23 protein-coding genes and 1 pseudogene are annotated in these 21,896 nt (G+C 62.4%); 22 read left to right on the forward strand and 2 right to left on the reverse strand.

Annotated features, from left to right (window positions below):
* The first annotated feature begins 11 nt into the window (after positions 1–11).
* The 5 genes from LB535_RS09610 (at position 12) to tgt (ending at position 3,544) form a co-directional block, all read left to right on the forward strand.
* Positions 12–524 (forward strand): peptidylprolyl isomerase, encoded by a 513-nt coding sequence (locus LB535_RS09610; RefSeq protein ID WP_224631989.1) that lies wholly within the window; start codon positions 12–14, stop codon positions 522–524.
* A gap of 10 nt (positions 525–534) precedes the next feature.
* Positions 535–984 (forward strand): DMT family transporter, encoded by a 450-nt coding sequence (locus tag LB535_RS09615; protein WP_095765301.1) that lies wholly within the window; start codon positions 535–537, stop codon positions 982–984.
* 89 nt (positions 985–1,073) lie between these two features.
* Positions 1,074–2,162 (forward strand): tRNA preQ1(34) S-adenosylmethionine ribosyltransferase-isomerase QueA, encoded by a 1,089-nt coding sequence (gene queA, locus LB535_RS09620; protein ID WP_224631990.1) that lies wholly within the window; start codon positions 1,074–1,076, stop codon positions 2,160–2,162.
* On the forward strand, positions 2,152–2,421 hold the full coding sequence (locus LB535_RS09625; RefSeq protein WP_224631991.1) for a hypothetical protein: 270 nt from the start codon (positions 2,152–2,154) through the stop codon (positions 2,419–2,421). The genes queA and LB535_RS09625 overlap by 11 nt, the downstream gene beginning before the upstream one ends.
* Positions 2,414–3,544: a tRNA guanosine(34) transglycosylase Tgt gene (gene tgt, locus LB535_RS09630; protein WP_224631992.1), complete on the forward strand. Its 1,131-nt coding sequence runs from the start codon at positions 2,414–2,416 to the stop codon at positions 3,542–3,544. The genes LB535_RS09625 and tgt overlap by 8 nt, the downstream gene beginning before the upstream one ends.
* A 78-nt stretch (positions 3,545–3,622) precedes the next feature.
* Here tgt and LB535_RS09635 read toward each other — a convergent pair whose 3' ends face one another.
* Positions 3,623–4,042: a DUF4864 domain-containing protein gene (locus LB535_RS09635; protein WP_224631993.1), complete on the reverse strand. Its 420-nt coding sequence runs from the start codon at positions 4,040–4,042 to the stop codon at positions 3,623–3,625.
* Positions 4,043–4,254: 212 nt separating this feature from the next.
* Here LB535_RS09635 and LB535_RS09640 point away from each other — a divergent pair, with 212 nt between their 5' ends.
* The 17 genes and pseudogenes from LB535_RS09640 to LB535_RS29050 all read left to right on the forward strand — a co-directional run bounded on the left by LB535_RS09640 (position 4,255) and on the right by LB535_RS29050 (position 21,244).
* Positions 4,255–4,491 carry an Lrp/AsnC family transcriptional regulator gene (locus LB535_RS09640; RefSeq protein ID WP_027166286.1) on the forward strand — a complete coding sequence of 79 codons (237 nt, stop codon included), beginning with the start codon at positions 4,255–4,257 and terminating at the stop codon, positions 4,489–4,491.
* Between the two features lie 169 nt (positions 4,492–4,660).
* Complete coding sequence (locus LB535_RS09645) at positions 4,661–6,073, forward strand: circularly permuted type 2 ATP-grasp protein (protein WP_224631994.1); 1,413 nt, start codon at positions 4,661–4,663, stop codon at positions 6,071–6,073.
* A 53-nt stretch (positions 6,074–6,126) separates the two neighbouring features.
* Positions 6,127–6,486 carry a four helix bundle protein gene (locus LB535_RS09650; RefSeq protein ID WP_095765308.1) on the forward strand — a complete coding sequence of 120 codons (360 nt, stop codon included), beginning with the start codon at positions 6,127–6,129 and terminating at the stop codon, positions 6,484–6,486.
* Positions 6,487–6,549: 63 nt separating this feature from the next.
* Positions 6,550–7,491, forward strand: coding sequence for an alpha-E domain-containing protein (locus LB535_RS09655; RefSeq protein ID WP_095765309.1), 942 nt, complete (start codon positions 6,550–6,552; stop codon positions 7,489–7,491).
* Between the two features lie 20 nt (positions 7,492–7,511).
* Positions 7,512–8,306 (forward strand): transglutaminase domain-containing protein, encoded by a 795-nt coding sequence (locus tag LB535_RS09660; RefSeq protein WP_224631995.1) that lies wholly within the window; start codon positions 7,512–7,514, stop codon positions 8,304–8,306.
* 32 nt (positions 8,307–8,338) lie between these two features.
* Positions 8,339–9,070, forward strand: a complete 732-nt coding sequence (locus LB535_RS09665) for a peptidase (RefSeq protein WP_224631996.1) — start codon at positions 8,339–8,341, stop codon at positions 9,068–9,070.
* Positions 9,071–9,128: 58 nt separating this feature from the next.
* Positions 9,129–10,541 (forward strand): pyridoxal phosphate-dependent decarboxylase family protein, encoded by a 1,413-nt coding sequence (locus LB535_RS09670; RefSeq protein WP_224631997.1) that lies wholly within the window; start codon positions 9,129–9,131, stop codon positions 10,539–10,541.
* Positions 10,542–10,667: 126 nt separating this feature from the next.
* Positions 10,668–11,435 carry a DeoR/GlpR family DNA-binding transcription regulator gene (locus tag LB535_RS09675; protein WP_140545843.1) on the forward strand — a complete coding sequence of 256 codons (768 nt, stop codon included), beginning with the start codon at positions 10,668–10,670 and terminating at the stop codon, positions 11,433–11,435.
* 128 nt (positions 11,436–11,563) lie between these two features.
* Entirely contained in the window at positions 11,564–13,090 is a 1,527-nt protein-coding gene (gene glpD / locus LB535_RS09680; RefSeq protein WP_224631998.1) for a glycerol-3-phosphate dehydrogenase, read from the forward strand.
* A 39-nt stretch (positions 13,091–13,129) separates the two neighbouring features.
* A complete protein-coding gene (locus LB535_RS09685; protein ID WP_224631999.1) occupies positions 13,130–14,209 on the forward strand; it encodes an ABC transporter ATP-binding protein in 1,080 nt (359 codons plus the stop codon).
* 10 nt (positions 14,210–14,219) lie between these two features.
* The gene (locus tag LB535_RS09690; protein ID WP_224632000.1) at positions 14,220–15,287 is read left to right on the forward strand and encodes an ABC transporter ATP-binding protein; all 1,068 of its coding nucleotides are present in this window, start codon (positions 14,220–14,222) and stop codon (positions 15,285–15,287) included.
* Positions 15,288–16,154: a carbohydrate ABC transporter permease gene (locus LB535_RS09695; protein WP_095765316.1), complete on the forward strand. Its 867-nt coding sequence runs from the start codon at positions 15,288–15,290 to the stop codon at positions 16,152–16,154.
* A gap of 1 nt (position 16,155) precedes the next feature.
* Positions 16,156–17,064, forward strand: a complete 909-nt coding sequence (locus LB535_RS09700; RefSeq protein WP_224632001.1) for a carbohydrate ABC transporter permease — start codon at positions 16,156–16,158, stop codon at positions 17,062–17,064.
* A gap of 4 nt (positions 17,065–17,068) precedes the next feature.
* A complete protein-coding gene (locus LB535_RS09705) occupies positions 17,069–17,356 on the forward strand; it encodes a DUF2160 domain-containing protein (protein ID WP_224632002.1) in 288 nt (95 codons plus the stop codon).
* A gap of 76 nt (positions 17,357–17,432) precedes the next feature.
* The gene (locus LB535_RS09710) at positions 17,433–19,163 is read left to right on the forward strand and encodes an ABC transporter substrate-binding protein (protein WP_095765319.1); all 1,731 of its coding nucleotides are present in this window, start codon (positions 17,433–17,435) and stop codon (positions 19,161–19,163) included.
* A gap of 92 nt (positions 19,164–19,255) precedes the next feature.
* Positions 19,256–20,746, forward strand: coding sequence for a glycerol kinase GlpK (gene glpK, locus LB535_RS09715; protein WP_224632003.1), 1,491 nt, complete (start codon positions 19,256–19,258; stop codon positions 20,744–20,746).
* A gap of 29 nt (positions 20,747–20,775) precedes the next feature.
* Positions 20,776–21,244, forward strand: a pseudogene (locus LB535_RS29050) (DUF6882 domain-containing protein).
* Positions 21,245–21,324: 80 nt separating this feature from the next.
* Here the strand turns inward: LB535_RS29050 and LB535_RS09725 are convergent.
* Positions 21,325–21,780: a BA14K family protein gene (locus LB535_RS09725; protein WP_224632005.1), complete on the reverse strand. Its 456-nt coding sequence runs from the start codon at positions 21,778–21,780 to the stop codon at positions 21,325–21,327.
* Positions 21,781–21,896: the final 116 nt, after the last annotated feature.

Genomic DNA, 21,896 nt, shown 5'->3' on the forward strand with positions numbered 1-21,896 from the left:
GATTTTCCGACATGGCTGAGATCAAGGACCGCGAGAACGCGCTCATCATGGAAACGACCAAGGGCCTGGTCGTCATCGAAATGTATCCCGAGCTGGCGCCCGGGCACGTCGCCCGCATCAAGGAGCTGGCGCGCGAAGGCGCCTATGACGGCGTGGTGTTCCACCGCGTCATCGACGGCTTCATGGCGCAGACCGGCGACGTCAAGTTCGGCAATTCGAGCAAGCCCACTTATGCGCCGTCGCGCGCGGGCATGGGCGGCTCCGACAAGCCGGACCTCAAGGCCGAGTTCTCCAACGCCAATCACGGCCGCGGCGCCTGCTCGATGGCTAGGGCCCAGAACCCGAACTCGGCGAACTCGCAGTTCTTCATCTGCTTCGACGACGCCGCCTTCCTCAACCGCCAGTACACGGTTTGGGGCCAGGTCATCGAAGGCATGGAGAATGTCGATAAGATCAAGCGCGGCGAGCCGGTGCAGGATCCCGACAAGATCGTGTCGCTGAAAGTCGCGGCAGACGTCAAGTAAAGGCGGAACTATGATGGGCGCTGTCTGGTCCCTGCTCGGCATCCTGTCCGGCGCCTTCATCGCCATCCAGGCGCCGATCAATTCGCAATTGGCTAAGGGCCTCGGCCTTCCGGTCGCGGCCGCCGCCTTTTCTTTCCTATCCGGTGCCATCGTGCTCGGCATCATCTCGATCTCGGTGGTGAAGCTGCAGGGCATCTCGCTCGACTGGAAGGCGCCGGCGCCCTGGCTGTTCGTCGCCGGCGGCATGCTCGGCGGCTTCTATGTGACGCTGTCGACGATCCTCACGCCACGCATCGGCGCGGCGGCGCTGATGGCCTTCCTGGTCGCCGGTCAGCTGATCGCCGGCATGCTGATCGACCGCGCCGGCTTCCTTGGCGTGGCGGTGCGCGAAATCTCGCTTGGCCGCGTCGCCGGCGCTGTGCTGCTCTTGGCCGGAGCGCTGCTGGTGCGGCTGACCTGAGTGTCAGCCGTTTCGTCGACGGCAATTGCTCGCAAGGCGCGGCAACAAGACGGTGGCGAGAGCGCGGCGATCGGGTTATTGCCGCAGGCATGAAAGTGGACCTCTTCGATTTCGATCTTCCCGAAGACCGCATCGCGCTCAGGCCGGCCGAGCCGCGCGACAGCGCTCGGCTGCTGGTGGTGAGGCCGGGTGCCGGTTTCGAGGACCGGACGGTCCGGGACCTGTCGGCGCTGCTCAAGGCCGGGGACGTGCTGGTGTTCAACGACACCAAGGTCATCCCGGCGCAATTGAAGGGCATCAGGCTGCGCGGCGAAGCGGCGGCGCAGGTCGAGGCGACGCTGCACATGCGCACCGGCCCCGACCGCTGGCTGGCCTTCATGCGGCCGGGCAAGCGCATCGCCGCCGGCGACCGCATCCAATTCGGCCATGACGGCAATTCCTGCTTTCTGGGCCGGCTCGACGCCACGGTGCTTGAAAAAGGCGAGGGCGGCGAAGCGCTGCTCCGCTTCGATCTGTCGGGCGCCTTTCTCGACGAGGCGCTGCATGCCGTCGGGCATATCCCGCTGCCGCCCTACATTGCGTCGAAGCGCGAAGACGACGAGCGCGACCGCGCCGATTATCAGACGATCTATGCGCGCGAGGAAGGCGCGGTGGCCGCGCCTACCGCCGGCCTGCATTTCACCCCGGAGCTGTTCGCGGCGCTCGACGCCAAGGGCATCGAGCGCCGCTTCGTCACGCTGCATGTCGGCGCCGGCACTTTTTTACCGGTGAAGGCCGACGACACGACCGACCACAAGATGCATGCCGAGACCGGCTCGGTAAGCCCGGAGACGGCGGCGGCGCTCAACGCGGCCAAGGCGCGGGGAGGGCGGATCATCTGCGTCGGCACGACATCGCTGCGCCTCTTGGAGAGCGCGGTACGCGACGACGGCATGATCGAGCCCTGGTCCGGACCAACCGACATCTTCATCACGCCCGGCTATCGCTTCCGTACGGCCGACATGCTGATGACCAATTTCCATCTGCCGCGCTCGACGCTGTTCATGCTGGTCTCGGCCTTCAGCGGGCTGGAGGCGATGCGCTCGGCCTATGCGCATGCCATCGAGAGCCGCTACAGGTTCTACTCCTATGGAGACGCAAGCCTGCTTTTTCGATCGGAGACGAGCGATGGACGATGACCTCGAGGGCATGAACCGCGATACGCTGATCGCGCAGGTGAAGAAACTGCGCGCCGGCATCCGCGCGCATCGCGACGCGACAGGGCATGATCTGTGCTGGCATCATCCTGACCTCTGGGAGCTTTTGCCGGAAAGGACCGAGCCGGCGATCACCGTGCCGCCATGGCCGAAATTCATGCGCGGCTGCATCCGCTATCGACAGTCGCTCGACGAGCAGGCGCCCGGCGCGCCGGAGCACGACAAGGAATTCAATGGCTGAGACTTTTTCATTCGAGGTGCTTGCCACCGATGGCAAGGCGCGGCGCGGCCTGGTCTCGATGCCGCGCGGCGAGATCCGCACGCCGGCCTTCATGCCGGTCGGCACCGGCGGCACCGTCAAGACCATGTATATGGACCAGGTGCGCGGGGTCGGCGCCGACATCATCCTCGGCAACACCTACCATCTGATGCTGCGACCAGGCGCCGAGCGCGTGGCCAGACTTGGCGGCCTGCATGAGTTCGCGCGCTGGCCGCATCCGATCCTGACCGACAGCGGCGGCTTCCAGGTCATGTCGCTGTCGAAGCTCAGGAAGCTGACCGAACAGGGCGTCACGTTCCGCTCGCATATCGACGGCGCGCCCTACGAGATGTCGCCGGAGCGATCGATCGAAATCCAGGGACTGCTCGATTCCGACATCCAGATGCAGCTCGACGAATGCACGGCGCTGCCGGCCAAGCCCGAGGAGATCGAGCGCGCCATGGAATTGTCGCTGCGCTGGGCAGAGCGCTGCAAGGCGGCGTTCGGCGACCAGCCGGGCAAGGCGATGTTCGGCATCGTCCAGGGCGGCGACAGCGCAGCCTTGCGCGTGCGCTCCGCCCAGGCGCTGAAAGCGATGAATCTGAAAGGCTATGCGGTCGGCGGGCTGGCGGTCGGCGAGCCGCAGCCGGTGATGCTGGAGATGCTCGACATCACTTGCCCGGAGCTGCCGGCCGACAGACCGCGCTACCTGATGGGCGTCGGCACGCCGGACGATATCCTGAAATCGGTGGCGCGCGGCATCGACATGTTCGACTGCGTGATGCCGACCCGCGCCGGCCGCCATGGCCTTGCCTACACGCGCCGCGGCAAGGTCAATCTCAGGAACGCCCGCCATGCCGACGATCCGCGCCCGCTCGACGAGGAAAGCGACTGCCCGGCCGCGCGCGATTATTCGCGCGCCTACCTGCATCACTTGGTGCGCTCGCAGGAAGCGCTCGGCGCCATGCTGCTCACCTGGAATAATCTATCCTACTATCAGAGTCTGATGCAGGACGTACGGGCGGCCATCGAGGCGCAGGCTTTCGAAGCGCGCGCCGCCGAGATTACCGAAGGCTGGGCGCGGGGCGATATTCGGGCGCTATGACGCCGCGTTGTTCTGGCGCAATTCCGGACGGAAGGCCACGGCCAAGACGCCGAGCCCAACCGCTCACATTTTTCCTGCTCAGGTACTGACCGAAGTCGAGGCGTGCAGGCTGCAGCCGGTGATCTTGAAGCTGCCGTCCACTTGTTGCTGCAGCGTATAGACCGCCTCATAATCCTTGCCGTCGGGCCCGACGATCAGCACCTGCTGGATGATCGAGCCGGGTCCGGTCTGCTCTACCTTGCCGAAGGAATAGGACCGGGGCTTGCGCACTGGCGCGTAGCCATTCGTCACCATGTTCATGAAGGTGTCGACGGTCGGAAAGATCTGCTTCACGTTCGGCGCGGCAAAGCTGTAGGCGGTGGCGCCGTCATCGGCGACGAAGGCCTTCAACTGGCTGTCGATGACCGTTTGCGCGGCCTTGATCTCGGCGTCGCCGGCAAAAGCAAGCGAGGCTATCAACATCGGAACAAGAGCAAGTGCGAGCAAAGCGCGGCGCATGGCCTGCCTCCAGGAATTCACTTGGCGAATGCAATCTAACATACGCGTCGCGGCATGGCGTGGTTTCACCGGGATGCGAAGATTTCGCCATTTCAGCGTCGGGAAGCGGGATCAGGTACTCTTCGAGGTGCGCGGCGCGTGAAGCTTGAAAGCCGGGCAGCAGTCTGCCACAAGGGCCGCTTATTCATGAAGCAGGCTGGCAGGACCGGGCAATGAAGGCATTTTTCGTGCAGATCAAGTGCGACCTGGGCAAGGCCTATGAGGTCGCCAGCGCGCTGGCCGATGCCGAAATCGCTTCGGAAATCTATTCGACTGCCGGCAATTACGACCTGCTCGCCAAATTCTATGTCGACGACGAGGAAGATGTCGGCCACTTCGTCAACGAGCGGGTGCAGATTCTGCCTGGAATCAAGGACACCTTCACCATTGTGACCTTCCGGGCGTTCTGACCGGGGCTGTCTGTGCCGCGCCGGGAAGCAGGAGCTGACCCGGCCTTGCTGTCCGTGCCTTGATTTTAGGCAATTTGCATAGAGTGGCCGTCACGGCTTCCTAAATCACCGATTGCGCTTGATTTTCTCCGGCGGGGCCAGTGAAATGGCCTCAGAGGGGAGTACGCGATTGGCAGCGTTCGACGAAATGCTTCCGGAAGTTTCCGGATTGAGAAGACCTTATGAGGCTTACGATCGCTGGCTGAGGGAGCAGGACCCAGCCAGGCTTACCCAGAAAATGCAGGATGCCGAGCGCGTCTTCCGCAAGACCGGCATTACCTTTGCCGTCTATGGCGAGCAGGAAGCTTCCGAGCGGCTGATCCCTTTCGACATCGTCCCGCGCATCCTCTCCGGCCAGGAATGGCGCCGGCTGACGCAAGGGATCGAGCAGCGCGTGCAGGCGCTGAACGCCTTTCTCGATGACATCTACCACCGTCAGGAGATCCTGCGCGCCGGGCGCGTGCCTAGGGAGCTTGTCGCGAAGAACGAGGCCTTCCTGCCCGAGATGATCGGGGTCAGGCCGCCGGCCGGCGTCTACACCCACATTATCGGCGTCGACATCGTCCGCATCTCTGAGAACGAGTTCTACGTGCTGGAGGACAATGCCCGCACGCCGTCTGGCGTCTCCTACATGCTGGAGAACCGCGAGACGATGATGCAGCTCTTTCCGGAGCTGTTCCAGAAGATCAAGGTGCGGCCGGTCGAGAACTACCCGCAACTCCTGCGCCAGTCGCTGGCTGCAGTGCGGCCGCAAAGCAGCAAGGGCGCGCCGACCATCGCGGTGCTGACGCCGGGTTCGTACAATTCGGCCTATTTCGAGCATGCGTTCCTTGCCGACCAGATGGGCGTGCAGCTCGTCGAAGGGCAGGACCTGCGCGTCGTTGACGGCCATGTGGCGATGCGCACGACCGAAGGCTACAAGCAGATCGACGTGCTCTACCGGCGCGTCGACGACAACTTCCTCGATCCGCTGACCTTTCGGCCGGATTCCGCGCTCGGCGTGCCCGGCATCATGGATGTCTACCGCGCAGGCAACGTCACCATCGCCAACGCGCCGGGAACCGGCATCGCCGACGACAAGGCGATCTATTCCTACATGCCGGAGATCGTCGAGTTCTACACCGGCCGCAAGGCGATCCTCGGCAACATCCCGACCTGGCGCTGCTCGGAGCCGGACAGCCTCAAATATGTGCTCGAGCACATCGACGAGCTCGTCATCAAGGAAGTGCACGGCTCCGGCGGCTACGGCATGCTGGTCGGCCCGGCGGCGACCAAGAAGGAATGCCAGGACTTTGCAAAAAAGCTGCAGGCGAAGCCCTCGAACTACATCGCCCAGCCGACCCTGGCGCTGTCGACCTGCCCGATCCTGACCGAGAAGGGCTTGTCGCCGCGCCATGTCGATCTTCGGCCTTATGTGCTCGTATCCGACCGCATCCAGATCGTGCCGGGCGGCTTGACTCGCGTCGCGCTCAAGCAAGGGTCGCTGGTGGTCAATTCCTCACAGGGGGGCGGGACGAAGGATACGTGGGTGCTGGATGACTAAGAGCGAATAGAGAGTAGCGAATAGCGAGTAGGGAAAAGGGGGATACGACGGCAATCAATTCCTACAGAGATCTGATTGTTTGGAAGGCGGCTTTGAGGTTGGCCGTGGATTGCTATTCGGCCACGAAAGCTTTTCCGAACAGCGAAGCGTACGGAATGACCTCTCAGATACGACGCTCGGCGGCTTCCATCGCAGCGAATGTTGCGGAAGGTCACGGAAGAGAAAATACGGGAGCTTTCATTCAATTTCTTCGGGTAGCGCAGGGCTCTCTGAAAGAGTTGGAGACACATCTCATCCTGTGTGGAGAGGTTGGGCTGATGGTCGAAGCGAAGGTCGCCAGCTTGCTTGGCCAAACTGACGAAATCGGAAAGATGCTACGTTCGATGATCCGGAGCCTGCAGCAAAAGTCATGAAGTCTTTTTCTCCCTATTCGCTACTCGCTATTCGCTATTCGCTCGACACCGGAGCAAGCTGATATGCTTTTGGGCCGCACCGCAAACGGTCTCTACTGGATGAACCGCTATATCGAGCGGGCCGAAAACATGGCGCGTCTCGTCGATGCCGGTCTTCGCATGGCGCTGACGCGCACGCAGAGCGCTTCGGAGGAATGGAACTCGGTGCTGCTCAGCGCCGGCTCGGACATCGCCTTCAGCCAGAAGTACCAGGATTATACCGCCGCCAACGTCTCGGATTTCCTGTTGCGCGACACCTCGAACCCGTCGAGCACGATGTCGTCGATCGAGACGGCGCGCAACAATGCTCGCATGGTGCGCACGGCGTTGACGCGCGAGACCTGGGAAAGCATCAACGAAGCCTGGATGTCGCTGAAGCGCATGCTGGCAAGGCCGATCGACGAGCGCGACCTGCCGACGGTGCTCGATGCCATCAAGCGCGAGACGGCGCTGATCCGCGGTTCGTTCTACGGCACCATGCTGCGCAACGAGATTTTCGATTTCTCGCAGCTCGGCACCTATGTCGAACGCGCCGACAACACGGCGCGCATCCTCGACGTGAAATACTACGTGCTGCTGCCTTCTCTTTCCTGGGTCGGCTCGACGCTGGACAACTACCAATGGGAGTCGATCCTGCGCTCGGTGTCGGCGCATCGCTCCTATCGCTGGGTTTATGAAGCCGACTACAAGCCGACCAATATCGCCGACTATCTGATCCTCAACGTGCGCATGCCGCGCTCGCTGACTTTCTGCTACCGCTTCCTCGGCGAGCATTTGAAATTCCTCGCTGACGATTACGGTGAACGCCATGCCTGCCATGGCACGGCCGAGAAGATCCAGGCGCTGCTCAAAAGGGGTTCGATCAAGGACATATTCGATCATGGCCTGCACGAGTTCCTGGCCGAGTTCATTCGCGACAACACCAGGCTGGGCGACGAGATCGCCCAGGACTACCGGTTCTATTGAGCACAGCCGAGGCGAGCGTTATGCGGCTCAAGATCACCCATCGTACCGAGTACCGCTACGATCAGCCGGTGCAGTATCTGCTGCAGCGGCTGCGCCTTTGGCCTTCCAGCGGGCGCACGCAGACCGTCGGCTCCTGGGCGGTCAAGGTCGAAGGCGCGCGCGAGGAGGTGCGCTTCACTGACCATTTCGGCAACGAGACGCGGCTGGTGAGCGCCGAGAGCGGCAAGAATTCGATCACCGTCGAGGCAGCCGGAGACGTGACCACGCATGACACGGCGGGCGTGACGGGTCCGCATCAGGGTTTTGCGCCGCTCTGGCTGTTCGGACAGCAGACGCAGCTCACCGCTGCCGGCGAGGGCATACGCGAGCTGGCCGGCACGCTGGGCCAGGGCACCGAGATCGAGCGACTGCACCGGCTGATGGGCGCTATCGGCGAACGCGTCGCCTACAGGCCTGGCACGACCAGCGTCGTGACGCCGGCGGAGGAGGCGCTCGCGTTGAAGTCCGGTGTCTGCCAGGACCACAGCCACATCTTCATCGCCGCCGCAGTCGCCCTCGGCTTTCCCGCACGCTATGTCAGCGGCTACCTGATGATGGATGCGGCCGTCGAGCAGGCGGCAAGCCATGCCTGGGCCGAGGCCTATGTCGTGGGACTCGGATGGGTTGCCTTCGACCCGGCGAACGGTATCTCTCCCGACGAACGCTATGTGCGGGTGGCGACGGGGCGCGACTATCGCGATGCCTCGCCGGTGTCGGGGATACTGCTAGGGCAGGCGCAAGAGAAGCTTGCCGTCACCGTTACGGTAGAGCAGTAATCTGCGCCGGAATCGCTAGCAGAAGAGCAATCATGACCTATTGCGTCGGCCTCAAGATCGATAGCGGGCTCGTGTTCATGTCGGACACGCGCACCAATGCCGGCATGGATTCGATCTCGACCTTCAAGAAGATGCATGTGTGGGAACAGCCCGGCGAGCGCGTCATCGTGCTGATGTCGGCGGGCAACCTTGCCACGACGCAGGCCGTTGTCAGCCTGCTCGACGAGCGTAACAAGGCGGTCAGCGACCGTCATCCGAAGCTGCTCGAAACTCCCTCCATGTACCAGACGGTGCGGCTGGTCGGCGATACAGTGAAGGAAGTGATAGAGCATGCCTCGCCGAATGGCGACAAGGCGGATTCCTACTTCAATGCCTCCTTCATCCTCGGCGGCCAGATCAAGGGCAGCCCGCCCAGACTGTTCATGATCTATCCGGAAGGCAACTTCATCGAGTCGACCGACGACACGCCTTTCTTCCAGATCGGCGAGACGAAATACGGCAAGCCGATCATCATCCGTGCCTATGATCGGGCAATGAGCCTGGCCGAAACGGTGAAGCTGCTTCTGGTGTCGTTCGATTCGACGCTGAAATCCAACCTCTCGGTCGGGCTGCCGCTCGATCTGCTGTTCCTGGAACAGGATGCGCTCAGTGTGGGGCTGAACCAACGGATCGGCCATGATGATCCTTACTACCGAACCATATCGGACGGCTGGTCCAACGCGCTGAAAATCGCTTTTTCAAATCTGCCGGATTTTCCGGGATAGGCTTTGCGAGAGCGGTTCGACCGGCCGGTATCTTCGACGGCCGCTGGGGAGGGAAAATATGGACAGCGACGAATTCCGCGACTGGTCGAGGCGCGCCGCCGACTGGGGCGCCGACTATCGCGCCAACCTGCGCGACCGTCCGGTGCGGCCGGCGATCGCGCCGGGCGAGATTTTCAGAAGCATCGAGGCGTCGCCGCCGGAAATGCCGGAGCCGATGGACAGGATCTTCGCCGACTTCGAAGAAAAGATCGTGCCGGGCATGACGCATTGGCAGCATCCGCGCTTCTTCGCCTATTTTCCCGCCAATGCAGCGCCGGTTTCGGTGGTGGCCGAATATCTGGTCTCGGCGATGGCCGCGCAATGCATGCTGTGGCAGACCTCGCCGGCGGCGACCGAACTCGAAACGCGCGTCGTCGACTGGATGCGCCAGGCGCTCGGCCTGCCCGAGGGCTTTTCCGGCGTCATCCAGGATTCGGCTTCCTCGGCGACGCTTGCGGCGGTGCTCACCATGCGCGAGCGGGCGCTTGACTGGCAGGGCAACAAAAAGGGGCTGGCCGGGCAGGCGAAGCTACGCGTCTATTCCTCCGACCAGGTCCATACCTCGATCGACCGAGCCATCTGGGTCTCCGGCATCGGCGAGGACAACCTTGTCCGCATCCCGGTCGCCGGACGTTTTCGCGCCATGGATACGCACGCGCTCGAGGCCGCGATCGTTGCCGATCGCAAGGCCGGCCTGCTGCCAGCCGGAATCATCGCCTGCGTCGGCGGCACCAGCACCGGCGGCACGGACGACATCGCGGCGGTGGCCGCGGTCGCTCAGCGGCACGGGCTTTACCTCCATGTCGACGCCGCCTGGGCAGGGTCGGCGATGATCTGCCCGGAATACCGGCATTTCTGGGCCGGCGTCGAAGGCGCCGATTCCATCGTCTTCAATCCGCACAAGTGGCTCGGTGCGCAGTTCGATTGCTCGATCCAGTTCGTGCGCCAGCCGGAAGATCTGGTGCGCACGCTGGCCATCAAGCCGGAGTTTCTGAAGACGCTGGGTCATGACGGCATCATCAACTATTCGGAATGGTCGGTGCCACTCGGCCGCCGCTTCCGCGCCCTGAAACTTTGGTTCCTGCTGCGCGCCCATGGCCTCGAGGGCCTGCGCACCATGATCCGCAACCATGTCGCCTGGAGCGCAGGGCTTGCCGCGCGCCTTGCCGGGGAAGAGGATTTCGAGCTCGTCAGCGAGCCAATGCTTTCGCTGTTCTCGTTCCGGCACCGCACGGTGGCAGGCGCCGACCCTGACGAGCACAACCTCCGCCTCGTCGACGCCATCAATACCGACGGCCGCATTTACCTGACTCAAACGCGGGTCGATGGGCGCGTGGCGATCCGCTTTCAGGCGGGGCAGTTCGAGTCGACGGCCGCAGATGTCGATGCGGCGTTCGACGTCATAACCGAGATTGCGCGGCGCTTATCCTGAGGCAGAAGACCTGTTCCACACTGGTTTGCCTTTCTCAATCAGGTGATTTTCGTTAGCCGGCTTATACCTTTTCTTCGCTTTCGTTTTCCGATATAGACGGGAAAAAACGAAAATGGAGGACGCGCAATGTTTCTTTCGCCACGCCATGCCGAGATCATCCAGAGGGCGAAAGACCATGGCCGGGTGCTGGTCGATGACCTAGCGACGCATTTCAACGTGACGCCGCAGACTATCCGCAAGGACCTCAACGACCTGTGCGATCAGCGCCTGCTGACCCGTATCCATGGCGGTGCGCTGTTCCCGTCCGGCATCGAGAACATGGAGTACGAGGCACGCCGCAAGATTGCCGCCGACGAGAAGGAGGCGATCGGCAGCGCGGCGGCGCGGCTGATTCCTGACAATGCCTCGCTGTTCATCAATATCGGCACCACCACCGAGGCCGTCAGCAAGGCGCTGCTCGACCATAACGGGCTTATGGTCATCACCAATAATATCAATGTTGCCAATAGGATGCGCATCTACCCCACAATCGAGGTGGTGATTGCCGGCGGCGTTGTGCGCGGTTCCGACGGCGGCATTGTCGGCGAGGCAGCCGTCGATTTCATCCGCCAGTTCAAGGTCGATTACGCCGTCATCGGCGCCTCGGCAATCGATCATGACGGCGCGCTGCTGGACTTCGATTTCCGCGAGGTGAAGGTTGCGCAGGCCATCATCGCAAATGCCCGCCACGTCATCCTGGTTTCCGACCGGACGAAATTCGAACGCACCGCGCCGGTCCGGATTGGCCATCTTTCGCAGGTGAATACCTTTATTACCGATCGTTGCGAGATCCCGTCGATTCGCAGGATTTGCGAGGAAACCGAAGTCCGGCTGATCGAGACAGCGTTCGAATAAGGCACGCCTCGACGGCTTGCTCAGCCGATTGCGATATTTCGTTTGACATTCGCTTTGAGTTCGAAATAATTCCGTCACGGTTTCGTAAAACACAAAAATGGTGCAATGCGAAATCGTTGGAGGAATCTTTGGACGCATATCCGATCCATGACATTTTCGTCATCGGCGGCGGCATCAATGGCTGCGGCATCGCCCGCGACGCTGTTGGCCGCGGATTTTCAGTTTACCTCGCCGAGATGAACGATCTCGCAAGCGGGACCTCCTCCGGTTCGACCAAGCTCATCCATGGCGGCCTGCGTTATCTCGAATTCTATGAATTCCGGCTGGTGCGCGAAGCGCTGATGGAGCGCGAGGTTCTGTGGAAGAACGCGCCGCACATCATCTGGCCGATGCGCTTCGTGCTGCCCTATGCCAAGGGCCTCAGGCCCGCCTGGCTGATCCGGTTGGGATTGTTCCTTTACGATCATATCGGCGGGCGCAAGCTGCTGCCGGCGACGAAGACGCTGGACATGACCCGCGATCCGGCAGGCAAGCCGCTCAAGCCATTGTTCCGCAAAGCTTTCGAGTATTCGGACGGTTGGGTCAACGACGCGCGCCTGGTGGCGCTGAACGCGCGTGATGCCGCCGACCGGGGTGCCATTATCCGCACCCGCACAAAAGTCGTCAGCGCGCGGCGCGACGGCGCGCTTTGGACCGTGAAGGTGCAGAATGTGCTTACCGGGGAGACCGAAGAGGTCCGCGCGCGGCTTCTCGTCAATGCAGCCGGCCCTTGGGTCGATCACGTGCTCTCGACCGCGGTCGGCCAGAACGAGGTCCACAATGTCCGCCTCGTCCAGGGCAGCCATATCGTAGTCGGAAAGAAGTTCGACGATCCGCGCGCCTATTTCTTCCAGAACAAGGATGGCCGCATCATCTTCGCCATTCCTTACGAGGAAGAATTCACGCTGATCGGCACCACCGATCGCGACTATCCGGGCGATCCGCATGAGGTGAAGATCTCCGACGCCGAGATCGACTATCTGTGCGCGGCGGCAAGCGAATATTTCGCGCAGCCGGTGAAGCGGTCCGATATCGTCTGGACCTATTCGGCGGTGCGCCCGCTCTATGACGACGGCGCCTCGAAGGCGCAGGAAGCAACGCGCGACTATGTGCTGAAGGCCGATGGCGGGGAGGGTGCTGCCCCCTTGCTCAACGCCTTCGGCGGCAAGATCACCACCTTCCGCCGGCTGGCCGAATCAATGTTGGAGAAGATCGAAGGTTTTCTCGGCAAGCGCGGCAGGCCGTGGACGCATGACGCGCCGCTGCCCGGCGGCGATTTCGCCGCGACCGGCTTCGATGCCCAGGTTGCCAGGCTGAAGAGCGCCTATCCGTTCCTCGACCAGCGGCTAGCGCGCCGCTTCACCCGGCTCTACGGCACGCGGGCGGAAAGGCTGCTCGGGCTCGCCAAGTCGAATGCCGATCTCGGCCGCAATTTCGGCGCCGACCTTTTCGAGGCGGAAGTTCGCTATCTGGCCGAAAACGAATGGGCGGTCACGGCCGAGGACGTGTTGTGGCGCCGCACCAAGCGCGGCCTGCATTTCAGCCGCGAGCAGACGGCGGCATTGGAAGAATTCATGCGCGGACTGAGCAGCCGTCATGTCGCGGCGGCGGAATGAGGATCGACCGCTGATGCGCAAGGCCTGGGAGGAGGCGTGATGCTGGAATTGAGGAACGTGACGAAGACCGTCGGCGCGCAGGAACATATCCGCGACGTGTCGCTGACGCTTCAGCACGGCTCGCTGAACGTCCTGCTTGGGCCGACGCTCTCCGGCAAGACCAGCCTGATGCGGCTGATGGCGGGCCTCGACGCGCCGACTTCCGGCTCGGTCTGGTTCGACGGCAAGGACGTCACCGGACAGAAGGTGCAGAAGCGCAACGTCGCCATGGTCTACCAGCAGTTCATCAACTACCCGGCGATGACCGTCTACGAGAACATCGCCTCGCCGCTGCGGGTCGCCGGCGTCGAGCAGGCCATGATCGACAAGGAGGTGCGCAACGCCGCGGCGCTCTTGAAGCTCACGCCTTATCTCGAGCGCACGCCGCTCAGCCTGTCCGGCGGACAGCAGCAACGCACCGCGCTTGCCCGCGCCATCGTCAAGAATGCCAGCCTGGTGTTGCTCGACGAGCCTTTGGCCAATCTCGACTACAAGCTGCGCGAGGAATTGCGGGCCGAATTGCCGAAGATCTTCGCCGCGGCCGGCACGATCTTCGTCTATGCGACGACCGAGCCGCACGAGGCCCTTTTGCTCGGCGGCAACACGGCAACGCTTTCGGAAGGCCGCGTCACGCAATTTGGCCCCACGGTCGAAGTGTTCCGCAAGCCCGTCGACCTGGTGACGGCCCGGACCTTCGCGGATCCGCCGCTCAACACCATCGTGCTCTCCAAGAAAGGGCCGGATTTCCTGCTCGAAGGCGGCGTCAAGCTGCCGGTGCCGACGGAACTCGCCGGCATTGCGGATGCCAGCTACACGATCGGCTTCCAGCCGCATCATCTGTCGCTGGAGCGGCCGAACGGCGGCGCCGTGCCGGTGCGGGCCAAGGTCACCATCACGGAGATCACCGGCTCGGAAAGCTTCGTCCATCTCGATTTCGCCGATGCGCGCTGGGTGATGCTTGCGCATGGTATTCTCGATTTCGAGACGGACGACGAGGTCGAGGTGTTCATCGATCCGCGCCACATCATGGTATTCGACCATAACGGCCGCGCCGTGACGGCGTCGAAGCTGGCGGCCTGAGGAGAAAACGATGGCGCGCATCGAGGTCAACCACATCCGCCACTCCTACCTGCCCAACCCGCAGAAGGATTCCGACTTCGCTCTGAAGGAAGTGCACCATACTTTCGAGGATGGCGGCGCCTACGCGCTGCTCGGGCCTTCGGGCTGCGGCAAGACCACCTTGCTCAACATCATTTCGGGACTGCTGCACCCCTCGCATGGGAAGTTGCTGTTCAATGGCCGGGACGTGACCAGGCTATCGACGCAGGAGCGCAATATCGCGCAGGTGTTCCAGTTCCCGGTCATTTACGACACCATGACCGTCTACGACAATCTGGCCTTCCCGCTGCGCAACCGGCGCGTGCCGGAAGCCGATGTCGACCGCAAGGTGCGCGAGACGCTCGACATGATCGATCTCTCTTCGATGGCGAACAGGAAGGCGCGCCGGCTCACCGCGGACCAGAAGCAGAAGATCTCGCTTGGACGCGGCCTGGTGCGCTCCGACGTCAACGCCATTCTGTTCGACGAACCGCTGACGGTCATCGACCCGCATATGAAGTGGGTGCTGCGCTCGCAGTTGAAGCAGCTGCACCGCCGCTTCGGCTACACCATGGTTTATGTCACACATGACCAGACCGAAGCGCTGACTTTCGCCGACCGCGTCGTGGTCATGTATGACGGCGAGATCGTGCAGATCGGCACGCCTGCCGAACTTTTCGAGCGTCCGCGCCACACCTTCGTCGGTTATTTCATCGGCTCGCCGGGCATGAACGTGCTGCCGGTTGCGCTGGAAGGCAGGATGGCGAAGTTCGGCGCCCAGCGCATCGAATTGCCGGGCGTGCCCAAGGCTGAAGCCGGCGCCGTCGAACTCGGCATCCGTCCCGAATATGTGCGGCTCGGCCGCGAGGGCATGACGGTGCAGGTCAGCAAGGTCGAGGACGTCGGCCGCCACAAGGTGGTTCGCGCCAATCTCGAGGGCAGGGAGATCGCCGCGGTGATCGGCGAGGATGACGAAGTGCCGGCCGAACCGAAAGTCCGCTTCGATCCGGCCGGCATCAACATCTATGCCGATTCCTGGCGCGTCGAGATGGGGGCATAGATGGACAAGACCTGGAACAACAAGGCCTGGTTCCTTGTCCTGCCGGTGCTGGTGCTGGTGGCGTTCTCGGCCGTCATCCCGCTGATGACGGTCGTCAACTATTCGGTGCAGGACACGTTCGGCAACAACGTCTTCTTCTGGGCCGGCACCGAATGGTTCGAGGACCTGCTGCACTCCGACCGCTTCTGGGAAGCGATGGTGCGCAACCTGATCTTCTCTTTCATCATCCTGGCAATCGAGGTGCCGCTCGGCATCTTCATCGCGCTCAACATGCCGAAGAAGGGCTGGGGCGTGCCGGTCTGCCTGGTGCTGATGGCGCTGCCGCTGCTCATTCCGTGGAACGTTGTCGGCACGATCTGGCAGGTCTTCGGCCGCAACGACATCGGCCTGCTCGGCTACTACATCAACGCGCTCGGCATCGACTACAACTACGTCCAGGATCCGATCGATGCCTGGGTAACCGTCATCATCATGGATGTCTGGCACTGGACCAGCCTGGTCGTGCTGCTTTGCTATGCCGGCCTGGTCTCGATTCCCGATGCCTTCTACCAGGCTGCCAAGATCGACGGCGCGTCGCGCTGGGCTGTGTTCCGCTACATCCAGCTGCCCAAGATGCAGCGCGTGCTGCTGATCGCCGTGCTGTTGCGCTTTATGGACAGTTTCATGATCTATACCGAGCCCTTCGTCGTCACCGGCGGCGGTCCCGGCAATTCGACCACCTTTCTGTCGATTGACCTGGTCAAGACGGCGCTCGGCCAGTTCGACCTCGGCCCGGCGGCGGCGATGTCGCTGGTCTACTTCCTGATCATCCTGTTGTTATCGTGGGTGTTCTACACCGTGATGACCAACTACGACGCGGAGCGCTGAGATGGCGGGTGCCAACGAAACGACGCGCGTGAGCGAGACGGCGGTCACCGAAGTGGGCAGCACGCTGTCGCAGGACGAGGTGGCGAAGCTGATGCGCCGCCGCGGCGAGGAATCGCGCTGGTGGTGGATCGTGCCGACGGTCTACATCATCATTATCCTGCTACCGATCTACTGGCTCATCAACATGAGCTTCAAGACCAATGCGGAGATCGTGTCGTCGCTGACGCTGTTCCCGCATAATCCGACACTGGCGAACTATCGCACCATCTTCACCGACCCTTCGTGGTATTCGGGCTATATCAATTCGATCACCTATGTGGTGATGAACATGGTGATATCGGTGGCGGTGGCGCTGCCGGCGGCCTACGCCTTCTCGCGTTACCGCTTCCTCGGCGACAAGCATTTGTTCTTCTGGCTTTTGACCAACCGCATGGCGCCGCCCGCGGTGTTCGCGCTGCCGTTCTTCCAGCTCTATTCGGCGTTCGGCCTGATCGACACCCATATTGCCGTGGCGCTGGCGCACTGCTTGTTCAACGTGCCGCTCGCGGTGTGGATCCTCGAAGGCTTCATGTCCGGCGTGCCGAAGGAGATAGACGAGACCGCCTATATCGACGGCTATTCCTTCCCGCGCTTCTTTCTGAAGATTTTCATGCCGCTGATCGCGAGCGGCATTGGCGTCGCCTGCTTCTTCTGCTTCATGTTCTCGTGGGTGGAGCTCTTGATCGCGCGCACGCTGACCACGACGGACGCCAAGCCGATCGCCGCCACCATGACCCGCACGGTCTCTGCCGCCGGCATGGATTGGGGTCTGCTCGCCGCCGCCGGCGTGCTGACGCTGATCCCCGGCGCCTTGGTTATCTGGTTCGTGCGAAATTATATCGCCAAGGGCTTTGCCCTGGGGAGGGTCTAAAGCCATGAATCTCGACTTCTCCTGGATGGCGTGGACGTGGCCGACGGCCGCCTTCTTCATCATCATCGTGCTGATGCTCTTTGGCATGGGCGTCTGGGAATATGCCTCGCCCGGCGGTCATCCGCGCATCGGGGTGCTGCGCTTCGAGACGACGCGCGGCGATCGTTTGTTCCTGTCGCTGCTTGGCAGCGCATTTATCCATCTCGCTTGGCTGGGTCTGGTTGGATCCAACCTGTGGTGGGCTCTCGCTCTCTCCGTGGTCTACGCCGTTGGCGTGTTCCGATACGTATAGAGGGGGAATAGCCGGAGCGGCCGCGTGCTGGCGGCCGCCCCGGATCGCACTTGCAACTTAAGACTGGAGGAGACACATGCGACGGCAATTTCTAACATCGACGACAGCCCTTGTCCTTTTGCTGGGAGCGGGCCATGCCTATGCCGGTATGGACGAGGCAAAAGCCTTTCTCGACAAGGAGATAGGCGACCTGTCGACGCTTTCACGCGCCGACCAGGAAAAGGAAATGCAGTGGTTCATCGACGCAGCCAAGCCGTTCGCCGGCATGGACATCAAAGTCGTTTCGGAAACCATCGCCACGCACCAATACGAGTCACAGGTGCTGGCACCGGCCTTCTCCGCCATCACCGGCATCAAGGTCACACATGACGTCATCCAGGAAGGCGACGTTGTCGAGAAGATCCAGACCCAGATGCAGACCGGCCAGAACCTCTATGACGGCTGGGTCAACGACTCCGACCTGATCGGCACGCATTGGCGCTACCAGCAGGTGCGCAACCTGACCGACTGGATGGCGAATGAGGGCAAGGACGTCACCAATCCGAACCTCGACCTGAAGGACTTCATCGGCACCTCGTTCACGACGGCGCCCGACAAGAAGCTCTATCAGCTCCCCGACCAGCAGTTCGCGAACCTCTACTGGTTCCGCTACGACTGGTTCAACGACGAGAAGAACAAAGCCGACTTCAAGGCCAAATACGGCTACGACCTAGGCGTTCCGGTCAACTGGTCGGCTTATGAGGACATCGCCCAGTTCTTCACCGGCCGCGAGATCGACGGCAAGAAGGTCTACGGCCATATGGACTACGGCAAGAAGGACCCGTCACTCGGCTGGCGGTTCACGGACGCCTGGCTGTCCATGGCCGGCAATGGCGACAAGGGCATTCCGAACGGCCTGCCCGTCGACGAATGGGGCATCAAGGTCGACGAGAAATCGCGTCCTGTCGGCTCCTGCACGGCGCGTGGCGGCGATACCAACGGCCCGGCCGCGGTCTACTCGATCCAGAAATATCTCGACTGGCTGAAGGCCTACGCTCCGGCGGAAGCCCAGGGCATGACCTTCTCCGAATCCGGCCCGGTGCCGGCGCAGGGCGGGGTCGCGCAGCAGATCTTCTGGTACACCGCCTTCACCGCTTCGATGGTCGACGCCGGCGCCAAGGCGGTGCTGAACGACGACGGCACGCCGAAGTGGCGCATGGCGCCGTCGCCGCACGGCGTCTACTGGAAGGACGGCATGAAGCTCGGTTACCAGGACGTGGGTTCCTGGACACTGATGAAGTCGACGCCTGACGATCGCGCCAAGGCCGCCTGGCTCTACGCGCAGTTCGTCACCTCGAAGACGGTCGACGTGAAGAAGAGCCATGTCGGCTTGACCTTCATCCGCGAGAGCACGATCCACGACAAGAGCTTCACCGAGCGCGCTCCGAAGCTCGGCGGCCTGATCGAGTTCTATCGCTCGCCCGCCCGCGTCCAGTGGTCGCCGACCGGCACCAACGTGCCTGATTATCCGAAGCTGGCGCAGCTCTGGTGGCAAGCGATCGGCGATGCCTCTTCCGGCGCGAAGTCGGCCCAGGAAGCGATGGACTCGCTCTGCGCCGAGCAGGAAAAGGTCATGAGCCGCATCGAGAAGTCGGGCGTCCAGGGCGACATCGGCCCGAAGATGGCCGAAGAGCACGATCTTGCCTACTGGAACGCCGACGCGGTCAAGAAAGGCAATCTCGCTCCTCAGTTGAAGATCGAGAACGAAAAGGAAAAGCCGGTCACCATCAACTACGACGAACTGGTGAAGAGCTGGCAGCAGCAGTAACTGCATGACGCGGGCGTGCTTGCCCATGTAGGAAGTGCAGGGGAGGCGGCTTTGCCGTCTCCCCTGTTGCATGAGAAGCGGAGGGATGCGGAATGAGCGGTTTTGTGCTGGCCATCGATCAGGGAACGACCTCAACCAGGGCGATACTGTTCGACGACAAGATGAAAGTCGCCGGCACCGGCCAGCAGGAATTCGCGCAGCATTATCCGGCTTCCGGCTGGGTCGAACATGACCCGGAAGACATCTGGGCAAGCGTTCTCGCCACGGCGAAAGCGGCTTTGAAGGCCGCCGGCCGCACGGCATCGGATGTGGCCGCGATCGGCATCACCAACCAGCGCGAGACCGTCGTCATCTGGGACAAGACGACCGGCAAGCCGATCCATAACGCGATCGTCTGGCAGGACAGGCGCACCGCGCCGCTCTGCCAGAAGCTGAAGAAGCAGGGGCTGGAGAAGACATTCACGAAGAAGACCGGCCTGCTGCTCGACCCCTATTTCTCCGGCACCAAGATCGCCTGGATGCTGGACAAGGTGAAGGGTGCCAGAAGGCGCGCCGAGAGGGGCGAACTGCTTGCCGGCACCATCGACAGCTTTCTTATCTGGCGGCTGACCGGCGGCCAAGTGCACGCCACCGACGCGACAAATGCCTCGCGCACGCTGGTCTACAACATCGAGAAGAATATCTGGGACGACGAGCTGCTTTCGATCCTGAAGATCCCGGCCTCGATCCTGCCGCAGGTGAAGGACTGCGCCGACGACTTCGGTGTCACCGAGAAGAGCCTTTTCGGGGCCGAGATGCGGATCCTCGGGGTGGCCGGCGACCAGCATGCGGCGACCATCGGCCAGGCCTGCTTCGAGCCCGGCATGATGAAATCCACCTATGGCACCGGCTGCTTCGCGCTGCTCAACACCGGCGCCGATCTGGTGCGTTCGAAGAACCGGCTTTTGACCACCATCGCCTATCGGCTCAACGGCAAGACAACCTACGCGCTGGAAGGCTCGATCTTCATCGCGGGCGCAGCCGTGCAGTGGCTGCGCGACGGCATCAAGGTGATCGGCAAGGCCGAGCAGAGCGGAGTATTGGCTGCGGCCGCCGACCCTGCGCAACAGGTCTATCTGGTGCCGGCCTTCGTCGGCCTCGGCGCGCCGCATTGGGACGCGGATGCGCGCGGCGCGATCTTCGGGTTGACGCGCAATTCGGGCCCGGCCGAGTTCGCCCGCGCGGCACTCGAATCGGTCGCCTTCCAGACGCGCGACCTGCTCGACGCGATGCGCAAGGACTGGAAAGGCGCCTCGGCCAAGACGGTGCTTCGGGTCGACGGCGGCATGGTGGCATCCGACTGGACCATGCAGCGGCTCGCCGACATTCTCGACGCACCGGTCGACCGTCCGACGATCCTGGAGACGACGGCACTGGGCGCGGCCTGGCTTGCCGGGTCGAGGGCGGGTGTCTGGCCGAAAGCGAAGGACTTCGCCAAGAGCTGGGCGCTGGAGCGGCGCTTCAAGCCGGAGATGGACGCCGCAACGCGGGGTGCGAAACTGGCCGGATGGCGCGATGCGGTGCGCAGGACGCTGAGTGTGTGAAGCGGTTTACGGGACCGGGCGAACGGGAAATGCAGCCGGATTGGTATCCTGCCTGGCGCGATGAGGCCTTTGAACAGCTCATCGCCAAGAATGCGCGCCTGGCGAAAGATTTCCGCCTCGGCAGTTGGTCGCGTTACGACTACGACTTGACGGCAGGAAAGCTGCTGTTCTCCGACCGGAGTGGAGTCAAGGTCGTTTCGGAAATCCAGGTTGCGGGCTCTACCAGCGCCAAGGCTGGCAATTGGCTCTGGGCTTGGGCCAATTCGATTTGGCCTTCGGAGTTCATAACTGACGCCCAGTCAGCTCGATCTCGGTGAGAAGCACAGCATCGGCGAGCTAACTCAAGACTATGTGACGGACGAAGATCTTAATGCACTCGGTTGGGAATTGACCTCGGCAGCGGCTCGGATTTGCAACGCCTGCGGAGCCTATCGCTCTCCTTCTGATGAAGGCGTAGGTCTGTATCTGATTTTGAAGAACATTAGCTGGGCCAGTTGAATTCGGCTGAAGGGCAACGAGAGAGCCCGCGCCTTGCGGCACGGGCTCAGTCAACGCCCCTGGGTACTGACTGGAGGCTGTCAGTAGGGCGAAACGCACTGCTGACGCGGGCCGTTGTTAGGCTGGAAGGTGTTGTCCGAGGCGCGATAGGAGCGGTAGCGGTCGTAGCACCACTGCACGTGCGCGTTGCCGCGATAGACGCGGTTGTTCTCGCTGTTGACGATGGCGCCGGTGATCAGCGCGCCGGTCGCGAAAGCTGCCAGCGGAAACCAATAGTCGCCATGCCGGCGATAGCCGCGGCGATACTCACGATAGCCGCGATGGCCGTTCCAGTAGACGGCGTCACCACGACGCGAGAAATCCCGGTTGAAGCTGCGGTGCCTTCTCCAGTCCCGATACTGCACGGTCTGAAGATCTGACGACAGGCCCTGGGGTTGCGGTACATAAGCTGGCTGAGCGTTGACCGGCACCATCTCCGCCGCGACGAACGACGCCGAGAGAGCGGTTGCCAACAGGCCGGATGCGATCTTGTTCATTGATCTTCTCCTCGATGGTTGATGGGGACGTCCTGTTTTGCGAAACGGGCCCGGATTGCAATGGTTCCCGTTCCACCATCAGCCCATTGTGTCAGCCCATTGTTATTGTAGGGCTT

This window comes from Mesorhizobium sp. CA10, from assembly GCF_020165285.1.
Classification (GTDB): domain Bacteria; phylum Pseudomonadota; class Alphaproteobacteria; order Rhizobiales; family Rhizobiaceae; genus Mesorhizobium.

Excerpts from the sequence above, each read along its gene's own strand:
- LB535_RS09610 (WP_224631989.1), top strand. The coding sequence starts at position 12 with ATGGCTGAGATCAAGGACCGCGAGAACGCGCTCATCATGGAAACGACC.
- LB535_RS09615 (WP_095765301.1), top strand. The coding sequence starts at position 535 with ATGATGGGCGCTGTCTGGTCCCTGCTCGGCATCCTGTCCGGCGCCTTC.
- queA (WP_224631990.1), top strand. The coding sequence starts at position 1,074 with ATGAAAGTGGACCTCTTCGATTTCGATCTTCCCGAAGACCGCATCGCG.
- LB535_RS09625 (WP_224631991.1), top strand. The coding sequence starts at position 2,152 with ATGGACGATGACCTCGAGGGCATGAACCGCGATACGCTGATCGCGCAG.
- tgt (WP_224631992.1), top strand. The coding sequence starts at position 2,414 with ATGGCTGAGACTTTTTCATTCGAGGTGCTTGCCACCGATGGCAAGGCG.
- LB535_RS09635 (WP_224631993.1), bottom strand. The coding sequence starts at position 4,042 with ATGCGCCGCGCTTTGCTCGCACTTGCTCTTGTTCCGATGTTGATAGCC.
- LB535_RS09640 (WP_027166286.1), top strand. The coding sequence starts at position 4,255 with ATGAAGGCATTTTTCGTGCAGATCAAGTGCGACCTGGGCAAGGCCTAT.
- LB535_RS09655 (WP_095765309.1), top strand. The coding sequence starts at position 6,550 with ATGCTTTTGGGCCGCACCGCAAACGGTCTCTACTGGATGAACCGCTAT.
- LB535_RS09660 (WP_224631995.1), top strand. The coding sequence starts at position 7,512 with ATGCGGCTCAAGATCACCCATCGTACCGAGTACCGCTACGATCAGCCG.
- LB535_RS09665 (WP_224631996.1), top strand. The coding sequence starts at position 8,339 with ATGACCTATTGCGTCGGCCTCAAGATCGATAGCGGGCTCGTGTTCATG.
- LB535_RS09670 (WP_224631997.1), top strand. The coding sequence starts at position 9,129 with ATGGACAGCGACGAATTCCGCGACTGGTCGAGGCGCGCCGCCGACTGG.
- LB535_RS09675 (WP_140545843.1), top strand. The coding sequence starts at position 10,668 with ATGTTTCTTTCGCCACGCCATGCCGAGATCATCCAGAGGGCGAAAGAC.
- LB535_RS09685 (WP_224631999.1), top strand. The coding sequence starts at position 13,130 with ATGCTGGAATTGAGGAACGTGACGAAGACCGTCGGCGCGCAGGAACAT.
- LB535_RS09690 (WP_224632000.1), top strand. The coding sequence starts at position 14,220 with ATGGCGCGCATCGAGGTCAACCACATCCGCCACTCCTACCTGCCCAAC.
- LB535_RS09695 (WP_095765316.1), top strand. The coding sequence starts at position 15,288 with ATGGACAAGACCTGGAACAACAAGGCCTGGTTCCTTGTCCTGCCGGTG.
- LB535_RS09700 (WP_224632001.1), top strand. The coding sequence starts at position 16,156 with ATGGCGGGTGCCAACGAAACGACGCGCGTGAGCGAGACGGCGGTCACC.
- LB535_RS09705 (WP_224632002.1), top strand. The coding sequence starts at position 17,069 with ATGAATCTCGACTTCTCCTGGATGGCGTGGACGTGGCCGACGGCCGCC.
- LB535_RS09710 (WP_095765319.1), top strand. The coding sequence starts at position 17,433 with ATGCGACGGCAATTTCTAACATCGACGACAGCCCTTGTCCTTTTGCTG.
- glpK (WP_224632003.1), top strand. The coding sequence starts at position 19,256 with ATGAGCGGTTTTGTGCTGGCCATCGATCAGGGAACGACCTCAACCAGG.
- LB535_RS09725 (WP_224632005.1), bottom strand. The coding sequence starts at position 21,780 with ATGAACAAGATCGCATCCGGCCTGTTGGCAACCGCTCTCTCGGCGTCG.